This is a genomic window from Flavobacterium koreense, assembly GCF_054776075.1.
Map to the genome: position 1 here is coordinate 1 of NZ_BAAHCF010000002.1, position 12,407 is coordinate 12,407.

The following is a 12,407-nucleotide window of genomic DNA, read 5'->3' on the forward strand; positions in this document are numbered from 1 at the left end:
CAACTATGTTTGGACCGTTCCAACAGGAGCGACTGACCCAGGAAACGTTGCTACATTTGATGCAGCTATTTCAGGAACTTACACAGTTGTAATTACTGACACAACTTCTGGTTGTAGTAGTTCAAGTGTTTCTTCAGTTGTAACTATTAATGCTAATCCTACAGTAACAGTTAATAGCCCAACAGTTTGTGCTGGTACTCCAGCTACAGTAACAGCTACGCCAGGTGCGGCAGGCACATATAACTATGTTTGGACAGTTCCAACAGGAGCGACAGACCCAGGAAACGTTGCAACATTTGATGCAACAATTTCAGGAACATATTCAGTTGTTATTACAAATACAGCTACAAGTTGTGTTAGTTCAAGCGCTTCAGGAATTGCAACTATTAACGCAAACCCTTCAGTTACCGTTAGTAGTACAACAGTTTGTCAAGGTTCTACTGCAACAATTACTGCAACGCCAGGAGTTTCAGGAACTTATAGTTATGCTTGGACTGTTCCAGCTGGAGCAACAAATCCAGGTAATAATGCTACAATTAGCACAACAATTGCTGGAACATATAGTGTTGTTATTACAAATACAGCGACTGGATGTATAAGCCCAAGCGCAAGTGGAATTGTTTCTATAAATCCAAATCCAACTGTAACAGTAAATGATGTTACAATTTGTCAAGGTAGTTCTGCTACAGTTACTGCAACTCCGGGAACATCTGGAACATATACTTATGTTTGGACAGTTCCAACAGGAGTGACAAGCCCAGGAAACGTTTCTTCTTTCTCTACGACTATATCAGGAGTATATTCTGTAATAATTACAGATACTACAACAGGTTGTTCAAGTTTAAGTGATTCTGGAACAGTAACATTTGTTCCACCATTTGATTTTGTTATAGATGGAGCATGTGCTAATAATAATTTTGTTTTAGAAGTTTCGCCTACAAATAGTAGTTTTGATGTAAATACTGCATCTTTTAACTGGGTATATAACAGTTTACCAGTTGGAACAAATTCTACTTTTGATGTAACAACTTATGTAAATACTACAGCTGCAACTGAGGCATTACCTTTGACTTTTGAGGTAACTGTAACTACAGCAGCAGGATGTACATTAATGCATCAGATAACATTAGCAAGTATTTATTGTACAATTCAAAAAGGTATTTCTCCTAATAACGATGGTTTTAATGAATTTTTTGATTTGCAAAATCTTAATGTTCAGAAATTAAGTATCTATAATAGATATGGTACAAATGTTTATTCTAAAACAGAATATACTAAAGAATGGGTAGGTCAATCTGATAATGGAAATGAATTGCCAGACGGTACATATTACTATGTTATAGAGTTTAAAAACAATCAGCCAAGCAAAACAGGTTGGATTTATATTAACAGAGAAATAAAATAACAAACTAACTATATAATGATAAATTTCAAAACAATGAAAAAAATATATTTCTTAACTGCGTTTGCTTTGTTGACATTCCTTGAAATGAGTGCTCAACAAGACCCTCACTACACTCAGTATATGTATAATATGAGTGTTATTAACCCTGCTTATGCTGGATCTAAAGAAAACCTTGCAGGAGGTTTACTTTACAGAAAACAATGGGTAAATATTGAAGATGCTCCATCTACAGGTACTTTCTTTTTACACAGTCCTACTGGTAAAAATGTTGGACTTGGTTTATCAGTTATCAATGATAAAATTGGTCCGGTTGAAGAAACTAATATTTATGGAGATTTCTCTTACACACTAAATATGGGTGGTGAGCATAGGTTAGCATTGGGTCTTAAAGCGGGTGCAACTTTTCATAAAGTTGGTTTACTTGATGAAGTTTTTAACAATGTTCCAGATGCTAATGACGATGCATTTGCTGCTAATACTAACAATACATTTTTGAATATTGGAACAGGTTTATTTTACTATACTAATAAATATTATGTAGCATTTTCAGTTCCAAATATGTTAAAATCTAAACATTTAGATTATAATGGAAAACAATTTGGAAACGAGACTTTGCATTATTTCCTAACAGGAGGATATGTTTTTGATTTGACACCAAACGTTAAATTTAAACCATTTGCAATGATTAAATCTGCATTTAATGCTCCTACATCTCTTGATGTTTCGACAAACTTTATGTTTAACGATAAGTTCGAAGTTGGTGCTACATACAGATTAGAAGATTCATTCGGTGCAATGGTTAATTATGCAATAACTCCAAATTTAAAAATTGGATATGCATATGATCACATTGTTTCAGATTTAAAAGTAACAACACCATCTTCCCATGAGGTAATTTTGTTATTCGATTTGAACTTCCCGAAAAAAGTATCACAATCTCCAAGATATTTCTAACATAAATAATAGTAAAAATGAAAAATCTATATATAGCATTAAGTTTTGTAGCAATTAGCGCATCTGTTTTTGCACAAAATAAAGACACAAAAGCAGCAGACAAATTATTCAGTAGATATGAATATGTTTCTGCAGCAAAGGAATATCAAAAATTGGTTGATAATGGTAAAGGTGATGGATATGTTTATAAGCAACTTGCTGATACATACTATAACATGTTTAACACAACTGAGGCTTCAACTTGGTATGCTAAAGCAACAGAATCTTCTCAAGATGCAGAAACCTATTTTAGATATGCTCAAATGCTTAAAGCAAATGGAAAGTATGAAGAAGCAAACAAGCAAATGAATAAGTTTGCTTCAATGGTTCCTAATGATTTGAGAGCTAAAGCATTTAAAGAAAACCCAAATTATGTTCCTAAAATCTTAGGTAAAGGTGTTAGTTATACAGTAAATTCTTTACCTGTAAGTTCAGATAAATCAGATTTTGGTGCAGTAATGTATGATAACACACTTTATTTTACAAGTGCTAGAAATGGTGCTAGAAAAAATTATGGTTGGAATGACGAACCGTTTTTAGATGTTTATACTTCAACAATGGGTGATTCAGGAACTTTTTCTGAAGCGTCTACTTTAACATCTGTAAATTCAAAGTTTCATGATGGACCAGTAACAATTAGTACTGATGGAAATACAATGTATTTTTCAAGTGATAGTTTTAGAGAAGGTCTTTTTGAAAAAGATAAAGTAAATAAATTGAAACTTGGAAAAAACAATCTTTATGTTGCTACTAAATCTGGTGACTCTTGGACTAATATTAAACCACTTCCTTTCAATAGTAAAGATTACTCTTTAAGCAACCCAAGTTTAAGCAGAGATGGTAAAACATTATACTTCTCTTCTAATATGCCAGGAAGTTTAGGTGGTGTTGATATTTGGAAAGTTTCTGTAAATGGCGATACTTATGGTACTCCTGAAAATTTAGGAAATAAAGTAAACACAGAAGGAAATGAAAGTTTCCCTTTCATTGCTGATGACAATTCTACATTATATTTTGCTTCAAGCGGAAAACAAGGTTTAGGTGGATATGATGTATACCAAATTGATTTAGCAAAAGGTTCTGAAGCAGTAAATATGGGTAAACCAGTTAATACTGAAAAAGATGATTTCGCTTTTACTTTTAATAAAGCTAAAAACTTAGGATTCTTATCTAGTAACAGAAATGGTAATGACGATATCTTTAGCGCTACACCACTTTGCGCTGTTGATTTATTAGTTGTTGTAACTAATGCTAAAACAGGAGAGATACTTGCTAATGCAAAAGTGGCTATCCTAGACGATAAGAAAAATGTTATTGCAACTGAAACTTCAAATGATAAAGGTGAAGTTAGTTTCAAAGTTGAATGTGATAAGCCTTATTCAATTCAAGCCTCTAAAGATGGTTTCGAAGGAAATGTATTCCCAGTTGCTAAAAGTAAAGGACCAACTGCTAAAATTGATGCTGCATTACAACCAATTGACGTAATAGTTACTCCAACTGAGATTATCTTAAAACCAATTTATTTTGAATTTGATAAGAGCAACATCACTCAAGAAGGAGCATTTGAATTAGATAAATTAGTTCAAGTGATGAAAAATAATGATAAGTTAGTAATCTATGCTAAATCACACACAGATAGAAGAGGAAGCGATAACTATAACATGTCATTATCTGAAAGAAGAGCTCAAGCGACTGTTCAATATGTAATCTCTAAAGGTATTTCAGCTGAAAGAATTTCAGGAAAAGGATTCGGTGAATCTGAACCTAAGGTTGCATGTGATAAATGTACAGAAGAAGAACACTCTCAAAACAGACGTTCAGAATTCTTAATCGTGAAATAATTAAGATTTAATCAATAAGATTTAAAAACCGAGATGAAAGTCTCGGTTTTTTTGTTTTCTAATCCAAAGAAGTATCACGAATAATAGTGTTTTTATTTATTTTAAGACATTTTTCTGATAAATACCTAGTATCTTTTCAAAGTCTAAGAACTTGTCTAAAACGCAATTTATTTCAATTTCTCTTTAGTTAAAATAATAAACACTATTTATGTGAGTTATAATTTAGAATATATTGTTGATGAATTTTTTAAGCAGAAAAATGATAAAAAAAATTATATTATTTATCTTAATGGTTTTTTTGTTTTCCTCTTTTATCTCTTACAAAGAACGTTGGGATGAAAGTAGAGATTGTTGGTCACCTTTAATGGTTGCTATTTATAAAAATAAAATTAAGAAGTTTGAAAAATTAATAAAAAGCAAAAAAGGTATAACTTATGTTTCTATTTGTGATAAAAGTGACTATGAATTAACACCTTTAGAAGTTGCTATTAGATGTGAAAATGCATATGCCGTTGAGCTTTTATTGAAAACAAGAGCGTACAAAAATCTTGATGAGTATTTATTAATTGCATCTGGTCATGAAAGTATAAGAACTGTTGCTTTAATAATTCAATATGGAGGAAATCCAAATTACAAAGATGAAAATAATCATACTATAATCATGCAAGCTACTAGCTTTAGCACCGTTGAAGTTTTAAAGACTATACTAAGTTTTAGTTCACAAAACATAAACATTCAGAGAAATAAAAACTCAGCGACTGCGTTAATGCTCGCTTCATATGCAAAAGATATAGATAAAGTTAAACTTCTTTTAGAATATAAGTCAGATATAAAAATAAAAGACAATAAAGGTAGAACAGCATATGATTATCTAAACACAGATTATATTAATAAAAGCTGTAATGAACAGCAAATGAATGAACTACGAAAATTGCTAAAAATTGATTAGTGAATAGTAAACAAAAAAAGAGCTTCCAAATTTGGAAGCTCTTTTGATATAAAGGCTATTGTAATTTAGTTAATCACAATATTGTCAATATTACAATTTGTAGTATTTAAACTTGTACCAGAAATATTACTACCTGTATATTCAAAAATGATATAACCGTTTCCTTGCACTGATGTTGGAATAGTATAAGTTCCAGCAGAAACAAAAGAAGTTGTATTAGCACCTGGGAATGTAAAGCTAGATGAAATATCAAACAAAGTAGCTTTAGAAAGTTTTTGACCTGGTACATAGTCAATAGATCTATATACTTTCAAACCAAATGCAGTACTATAGAAGTCAGCATCAACTTGAAAAGTTAAAGAATTGGCAGCTGTAAAATCTACAGGAACAACAAAATAAGATTTGTTGCTCTCTAAAGAACCTCCAAAAGCAGACATTTGAATACATTTAGATCCATTTACAGTTTTAATAATCCAATCTTTGGTACCAGAAGTAGCAAAGTTTAAATAGCTTGTAAAACCTTTTTGGTTAGCAGCAAAACTCTCAAAGTTTTCAGTTAAACTAGAATTAAAAGTATAAGTTCTAGGATTAGTTAACTTAACATCATTTTGATGCCTAACAATAAACTGATAATCTGAACCATATTTAGTCATTACACCTCTAATAATCCCTCTTCCTGAAGGAACATTTTGATAAGCAAAAAGAGCGAATTGACTAACTCTAAAGTATCTTGTAGTACCACCAGCAATATCAACGATATTGTGATTAGTTGCACTACCTCCAGAATCAACATCAAAATAAGTTCTTGCTAATGAACCATCAGCAAATTGAACATTAGTTATTTCAATTAGTGTATTCAAGTTTGCATTGGATGCAGCGGTTGATAATGATACTTGTCTTACCATATCATCTTCAGAAACTTTAGTTGCCGATACGAAAAGGTATTTTTGCCATTCATTTTCAGAAATTCTTCCAATTTCTCCATTGTATAGAGATCCAATTTTTAATGATCCGTCAACAACAGCAGTATATAAACCTTTCAATTTAATATAGGCTTTTCTACCAGGTGTAAATCCTTTTCCATATGATGAAAAATTTGCAGTTACACTAAAACCTACTGGTTGCGATGTGTTTGTTGCAATATTTTGAAAACTGATAGAGTTATAAAAAGTACCAGTTTCATCTGTCGAAGTAACATAACCTTCAATAATGTCATCTGCTGTATACTGAACAGGTAAAGCGGAGTTGTTAAAAGCTATAATATCCTGAATTGTCTTTGTTGCAGTAAGGTCGTAAGTAACAATGCCAGTATCTGGATTGTCCATGTTGGTGTCATCGTCAACGCAGCTAGTAAAACTAACTACAAGAGCGAAAATGGATAATGATGTGATAAATTTTTTCATAGTTTTTTAGTAATAAAGTCTTATGTTATCAATTTGATAAGTAGCATCTAAACTTGTATTGGTTCCAGAACCTTTAACTTTAAATGCAAAATATAATGTACCATTAAATCTTGACAAGTCTACTTCACCAGAATTTACCCATTCGTAAAAGTCATTACTAGGTTTAGGTGTTGTTACAGGTAAACTTAACCAACTTGATTGATTAAAATTAGCAATGTTTCCATCATAATCAGTTGAAACCATTAACTCTAAAGTGTTATCAGCAGATGTTAAAAATGCATGGGCAGCTTGGAAAACCAATTTTTCACCATCTTGTTTACTCATATCAAATGCTGGAGAGATAAGCCAAGCGATATTTGAAACTTGACTTGAACCAAATGATGTAAATTCAGCATATCCATTGTCTTGATAAACTTCTTCCGTAAATTTCTTAGTTCCTGCTTGAGCATAATTTGTCCAACCAGTTGAATTTAGAACTTGACCATCAGTATTGTCTGTGAAATTTTCAACAAACAATGTTGTTTTAGCTTTAGGATATTCTACGTCACTTTCACTTGTACAACTTGTAAAAGACGTAAAACCTGTAATAACTAAAAGCGAATAAATAAATGTCTTTTTCATGCTTTTTAATTAAAAGTTAATGTATAAGTTAACGAAATAAGTTCTTCCAAATCCATAAAAGTATTTAGGTCCAAAAGTTGGAGTATGGTTTACATATTGCCCTGTAGTTTGATCAATATGAGAATTTGACTGATTCAATTGTCTAAAGTTAGCATTTCTTGCTTGTTCAAAACCTCCAGTTTTGTAAGTAACATCAAAAACATTGTTAACACTTGCGAAGAACCCAAAAGTTTGAGCTCCAACTTTCCATGATTTTCCTCCAGTTAGATTAATTAACGTAAATGGGTCAAATTTTTCTTGTTTTAATAATGCATCAACTCTTTCTTGGGTGGCTTCACTAAAAGGAGTAGTTGTATTTCCAAATGCCTGATCAACTAAAAAATTATTAGTTCTTATGATTGGAGCAACATCTATATAGCTATTTGCTAAATAATTTGCATTTGCACCAATCCACCAAAATTTCGGATCTCTATATTCTAATCCAAATGAAGCGGCTGTTTGAGGCATTCCAGGTTGTCTGTAGTTTTTAAGTTTAGATTCTCCAAAATTTGCTATTGGAAAAGTATTGTTCACATTTGACTGACTATCAACATTTATTTGAACTGTTGGATTACTATCATAAGTGTATTCACCATAAGAACCAGTTAAACTAGCTTTTAATGTTTTTGTTATTTGATATTCTAAACCAAATTCAACACCTAAATTCTTTTTATTTAATCCTTTCACTGTTTCTGCAACAAACGAACTATTTTCATCAGTTGTGTCAGGATTACCATCATCAACACCATCAGCAAAGAAAAAAGAAGTTTCAGTTGCTCCTGTAATGTAAGAGTAAAATCCCGTAATTCTTGCTTTTAAGTTCGGTGTTCTTATAATGTAGCTAGCATCTGCGCTTGCAATAGTTTCACTTTTTAAATCATCAAACACATTATTATTAACTCTAGCATTAGGGAAAGTATTTCTCATATTTGGTGCTTTAGTAGCATAATAACCATTAAAATCAAGGAATTGTCTTCCAGTAATTTTATATGTTAAACCACCTTTAAATCCAAAGTTGTCAAATTCAACTTTTTTGCTTTTCCCATAAGAATTAGTTGGATAATATCCATTTTTGTATAAACCATCTCTTTGGTATTCTGAACGAGAATAGTTTTGAGCTACATAAAAATCAACTTTTTTGTAAGTAAATTTAAATTGAGTAAACGCATCTAAAGTAGTTGCTAACAATTTATAGTTGTAGCCAAATTTATCTCCTACTACAACAGTTCTGTTTGGATTGTTTAAATCACTTTGTTGTTGCTCAAATGTAGTTCCATAATTATCAATGTCATTGTAGAAGCTACCACCTAACAAATCAACTAAATTTTGAAAATTGTTAGAAGTTAATTTTTTGAAATTAACACTTGCGTTTACCAATATATTATCTGATAATTGAGAAGACAATACAGAATTTGCAGTAAATTGTTTATCATCTGTTCTATCTTCATAAAGAACGTAATAACTGTTTCCAGAAACGCTATTTCTGTTGATATCATAAAGCTCATTCCAGTTAAGCTGTCTATTTGTAAGGAATTTAGCTTGTGATGCTTCTAATTGATTTTGAGCACTATTTCCAATATAAGCCCCATTGTCATCAAATTGAGTTGTATAATAACTAGGCATACTTCTGTAGTAAGTTGGATCTGGATTATCTTGACCTTGATAGTCTAAACGGCTATTCCCAATTGAACCTGTTTGATAAGCAATATTTGTGTTCAAATTTGTTTTTGAACTCATTTTCCAATAATGACTTAACATATTAATTGGTTCCTCTAGTTTTTTAATTCTTGAATTTCTTTGTTTACCATCTTGGTAACCCCAATAAGAGTTGTATTTTACACCAGCAATATCTGTAACTTCTTGAGTGTTTGGTGAGTTTTTACCTCTATAGTTTTGAGCGTAAATAGAAGTAAAGTTTAACGAATGCTTGTCGTTTATTTTTTTCTCAACACTTGCAAATAGTGAATTTGCACCATAATCTGTTCCTTCAAAATAGGCTTCCTGTGCCCATCTTCTAGATGCTGAAACCACGAATGCCCATCCTTTAGAATTCATTCCAGAAACGTGAGTTCCCATAGCTCTCCAGTTGTAGTTGGTGTTAGTTCCAGAAAAAGAAATTCTAGAACCTTTTCTGTATATAGACGCTCTAGTATTGATTTCTTGAGTTCCTAAAATCCCACCAAAAGTATAATCTGATGGAGCTGAACCCATCGTAAATTCTTGGTTACGAGTAGCATCATTTAATCCTCCCCAATTTCCCCATTGCGGTCTCCCATCAACAATCTTATTCATTGAAATACCATTTATCATCGTGGTACCATATTCATTATCTAAACCACGAATTCTAAATCTTGCTTGACCCCAATTAAAGGCTGCAGCTTGTTGAAAAACATCTCTTGATGCTTGTAAAAGTCCAGAAGTACTCTCTGAACCACTATTATCATCACCCAAATCGTTATCTGTGATGGTAACTAAACTTAATTGTTGTTCTTCGGTAACATCTTCTTCCAAAACAACAACACCTAAATCTAAAATTTTTCCTTGTTCTACATCGATAGATAATAGTTGGTCTTTATAACCATCACTTTTAACTACCAATAATTGTGAACCAGCTGGCACTGATTTAAAAACAAATTTTCCTTCAGCATCTGTAATTTCAGTTAAATTACTGTTCTGAATAGTGGCAACAACATTTTGTAATGGTTTTTGTGTTTTTGAGTCAACAACTTTTCCGGAAAATCCAGTACCTGTTTGTGCAAAAGCAAAACACACTTGCATCACAAACAAAATACTAATGACAAGTTTTTTCATAAATTGAATTAAATTAATTTTCTTTTCGTTAAGTCTTAATACAAACTTAACAGCCTACAAATGTACATCTTTTAATAATATTATTTACTTTTGGCGTGAAGTTTGTGTTAAACTTCATAATTAATTAATATAGTTAAAATGAAAATTAAAAACTTAATTGCCGTTTTCTTTGTTTTATTCGCAACAATAGCGGTAAATGCCCAGTCAAAAAAGTATATTATTCATACCGTTGCGTTTTACAATTTTGAAAACTTGTTTGATACAATTAATGGTTCTAATAATGATGAAGAGTGGTTGCCAGATGGAGCAATGAATTGGACAGGAAGAAAATACAAAAAGAAATTAGACAATCTTGCCAGAGTACTTTCTGAAATAGGTACCGGTGAAAACCCAACAAATTCTCCAACATTTATTGGTGGTTGTGAAATTGAAAACAGAAGGGTTTTGGAAGACTTAGTGAAACAACCAAAATTAATTAATAGAGATTATGGAATTGTTCACTTTGATTCTCCTGACAAAAGAGGAATTGATGTGGCTTTGCTATATCAAAAAAAACATTTTAAGCCAACAAGCTATGTTAACATTCCATTATTGATTTATAAAAATCAACAAGGTAAAGAAGACAAGAAAGATAAAGGAGAAGCAACAGATGATAATGTAGAGGTTGATAATACTTCTGAAAGAGTTTATACTCGTGATCAACTTTTGGTTACTGGCTTTTTAGATGGTGAAGAAGTAAATATTATTGTTAATCACTGGCCTTCTCGTTCTGGAGGTGAGAAAAAAAGTTCGCCATTTCGTGAGGCTGCTGGAGCACTTAATAGAAAAATAATTGATTCGTTAATTAAGATTAATCCAGATGCTAAAATCATTACTATGGGTGATTTAAATGATGGTTCTTATAATAAAAGTGTTAAAGTTGGTATTGGAGCTAAACTTAAAAAATCTGAATTAAAAACATCAGGAGATATTTACAATCCATTTGAACAAATGGCAAAAGATGGTAATGCAACATTATTTTACAGAGATTCTGGTGATATTTTCGATCAAATTATGATTTCAGAACCATTAACTAGAAATGATTATACATCATTTAGATATTGGAAGGCAGGAATTTATAACAAGCCATTTCTAATTCAGACCACTGGACAATATAAAGGATATCCACTCAGAAATTCTCAAAGTGAACCCGGATTTAGCGATCACTTTCCGGTTTATATTTATTTGATTAAACAATTGAATTAAAAAAATCTAAGGTTAGTTTATGCTAACCTTTTTAAATTAGTATTATGAAAAAGTTATTTGTTATCACATTTTTAATTCTTGTTACAACATCATTTGCTCAAGAAACTATAACAACATCTCAAGCAAAAGAATATATTGGGAAAGAAGTTATTTTGAAAGGTAAAATTGCTTCTTTTAAGTTGGCGTCTGAAGGAAAATCAACTAATTATATAAATATTGATAAACCTTATCCAGACAATGTATTTACAGTTGTTATCTCTAACAAATACCTTGAAGAACATCAATTAGATCTTTCTCAATCTGTTGGAAAAGAAATTACAGTTAAAGGGACTATCTCAGTTTATGAAAAAGATCCCAAAAAAATCCCTCAGATATTTAATCCGCTAGAAATTGAAATAAAATAAAGATATTAGAAGGTTAGTTTAATGCTAACCTTTTTTATTTTTTGTAATTTCGTAAAAACATTATAGTATTATGTCAATTCAAAAACCTTTCAATCTCAACAAATGGATTGAAGAAAACAGACACCTTCTAAAACCACCAGTTGGAAATAAAAATCTGTACATAGATTCTGGTGATTATATTGTAATGATAGTTGGTGGGCCAAATGCACGCAAAGATTTTCATTATAATGAAACCGAAGAATTATTTTATCAGTTAGAAGGAGAAATAACGGTTTATGTTCAAGATAATGGCAAAAAGAAAGCCATGAAACTTGCAGCTGGTGATATGTTTTTGCTTCCAGCTAAAGTGCCTCATTCTCCATCAAGAACAGAAGGTTCAATTGGTTTAGTTGTAGAACGTAAAAGAGAAGGTAAGGATATTCCAGATGGTTTGCTTTGGTTTTGCGAAAATTGCAATCATAAATTATATGAAGTCTATTTTGAACTTCACAACATAGAAACTGATTTCTTATCTCATTTTAAACATTTTTACAATTCAGAACACCTTCGAACTTGTGAAAAGTGTGGAACAACTATGGAATCCGACGTAAGATTTGTAGATAAAAAATAAGATCTTTAGAGTTTTTGCTAAATGACATAAACTGCCTAATATTCAAAAAAAACTACTATTTTTGTATAAAATTTAAAAAACATTCA

Annotated in this window: 10 protein-coding genes; 7 read left to right on the forward strand and 3 right to left on the reverse strand. The window is 31.3% G+C overall.

Going from position 1 to position 12,407, the window contains the following annotated elements; translation table 11 throughout:
• The 4 genes from ACYU7A_RS00305 to ACYU7A_RS00320 all read left to right on the forward strand — a co-directional run.
• A partial coding sequence (locus tag ACYU7A_RS00305) for a T9SS type B sorting domain-containing protein (RefSeq protein ID WP_460573324.1) occupies positions 1–1,405 on the forward strand: 1,405 nt, incomplete at its 5' end.
• Positions 1,406–1,438: 33 nt separating this feature from the next.
• Positions 1,439–2,359 carry a PorP/SprF family type IX secretion system membrane protein gene (locus ACYU7A_RS00310; RefSeq protein WP_460573326.1) on the forward strand — a complete coding sequence of 307 codons (921 nt, stop codon included), beginning with the start codon at positions 1,439–1,441 and terminating at the stop codon, positions 2,357–2,359.
• Positions 2,360–2,376: 17 nt separating this feature from the next.
• Positions 2,377–4,239, forward strand: a complete 1,863-nt coding sequence (locus ACYU7A_RS00315; protein ID WP_460573328.1) for an OmpA family protein — start codon at positions 2,377–2,379, stop codon at positions 4,237–4,239.
• A gap of 259 nt (positions 4,240–4,498) precedes the next feature.
• Positions 4,499–5,188, forward strand: a complete 690-nt coding sequence (locus ACYU7A_RS00320) for an ankyrin repeat domain-containing protein (RefSeq protein WP_460573330.1) — start codon at positions 4,499–4,501, stop codon at positions 5,186–5,188.
• A 65-nt stretch (positions 5,189–5,253) separates the two neighbouring features.
• Here ACYU7A_RS00320 and ACYU7A_RS00325 read toward each other — a convergent pair whose 3' ends face one another.
• From ACYU7A_RS00325 to ACYU7A_RS00335, 3 genes are read right to left on the reverse strand one after another with little or no spacing between them, the layout of a single operon-like run.
• Positions 5,254–6,591 carry a DUF5689 domain-containing protein gene (locus ACYU7A_RS00325; RefSeq protein ID WP_460573332.1) on the reverse strand — a complete coding sequence of 446 codons (1,338 nt, stop codon included), beginning with the start codon at positions 6,589–6,591 and terminating at the stop codon, positions 5,254–5,256.
• A 6-nt stretch (positions 6,592–6,597) separates the two neighbouring features.
• On the reverse strand, positions 6,598–7,212 hold the full coding sequence (locus ACYU7A_RS00330; RefSeq protein WP_460573334.1) for a choice-of-anchor J domain-containing protein: 615 nt from the start codon (positions 7,210–7,212) through the stop codon (positions 6,598–6,600).
• A 9-nt stretch (positions 7,213–7,221) separates the two neighbouring features.
• Positions 7,222–10,062, reverse strand: coding sequence for a carboxypeptidase-like regulatory domain-containing protein (locus tag ACYU7A_RS00335; protein ID WP_460573336.1), 2,841 nt, complete (start codon positions 10,060–10,062; stop codon positions 7,222–7,224).
• Positions 10,063–10,200: 138 nt separating this feature from the next.
• Here ACYU7A_RS00335 and ACYU7A_RS00340 point away from each other — a divergent pair, with 138 nt between their 5' ends.
• From ACYU7A_RS00340 to ACYU7A_RS00350, 3 genes are all read left to right on the forward strand, one after another.
• On the forward strand, positions 10,201–11,307 hold the full coding sequence (locus ACYU7A_RS00340; RefSeq protein WP_460573338.1) for an endonuclease/exonuclease/phosphatase family protein: 1,107 nt from the start codon (positions 10,201–10,203) through the stop codon (positions 11,305–11,307).
• A 44-nt stretch (positions 11,308–11,351) separates the two neighbouring features.
• The gene (locus ACYU7A_RS00345) at positions 11,352–11,711 is read left to right on the forward strand and encodes a hypothetical protein (RefSeq protein ID WP_345093637.1); all 360 of its coding nucleotides are present in this window, start codon (positions 11,352–11,354) and stop codon (positions 11,709–11,711) included.
• A gap of 70 nt (positions 11,712–11,781) precedes the next feature.
• The gene (locus ACYU7A_RS00350) at positions 11,782–12,321 is read left to right on the forward strand and encodes a 3-hydroxyanthranilate 3,4-dioxygenase (protein ID WP_460573340.1); all 540 of its coding nucleotides are present in this window, start codon (positions 11,782–11,784) and stop codon (positions 12,319–12,321) included.
• Positions 12,322–12,407 lie beyond the last annotated feature (86 nt).

Coding starts and splice junctions, on each gene's coding strand:
- ACYU7A_RS00320 (WP_460573330.1), top strand. CDS start 4,499: ATGATAAAAAAAATTATATTATTTATCTTAATGGTTTTTTTGTTTTCC.
- ACYU7A_RS00350 (WP_460573340.1), top strand. CDS start 11,782: ATGTCAATTCAAAAACCTTTCAATCTCAACAAATGGATTGAAGAAAAC.
- ACYU7A_RS00315 (WP_460573328.1), top strand. CDS start 2,377: ATGAAAAATCTATATATAGCATTAAGTTTTGTAGCAATTAGCGCATCT.
- ACYU7A_RS00325 (WP_460573332.1), bottom strand. CDS start 6,591: ATGAAAAAATTTATCACATCATTATCCATTTTCGCTCTTGTAGTTAGT.
- ACYU7A_RS00330 (WP_460573334.1), bottom strand. CDS start 7,212: ATGAAAAAGACATTTATTTATTCGCTTTTAGTTATTACAGGTTTTACG.
- ACYU7A_RS00345 (WP_345093637.1), top strand. CDS start 11,352: ATGAAAAAGTTATTTGTTATCACATTTTTAATTCTTGTTACAACATCA.
- ACYU7A_RS00340 (WP_460573338.1), top strand. CDS start 10,201: ATGAAAATTAAAAACTTAATTGCCGTTTTCTTTGTTTTATTCGCAACA.
- ACYU7A_RS00335 (WP_460573336.1), bottom strand. CDS start 10,062: ATGAAAAAACTTGTCATTAGTATTTTGTTTGTGATGCAAGTGTGTTTT.
- ACYU7A_RS00310 (WP_460573326.1), top strand. CDS start 1,439: ATGAAAAAAATATATTTCTTAACTGCGTTTGCTTTGTTGACATTCCTT.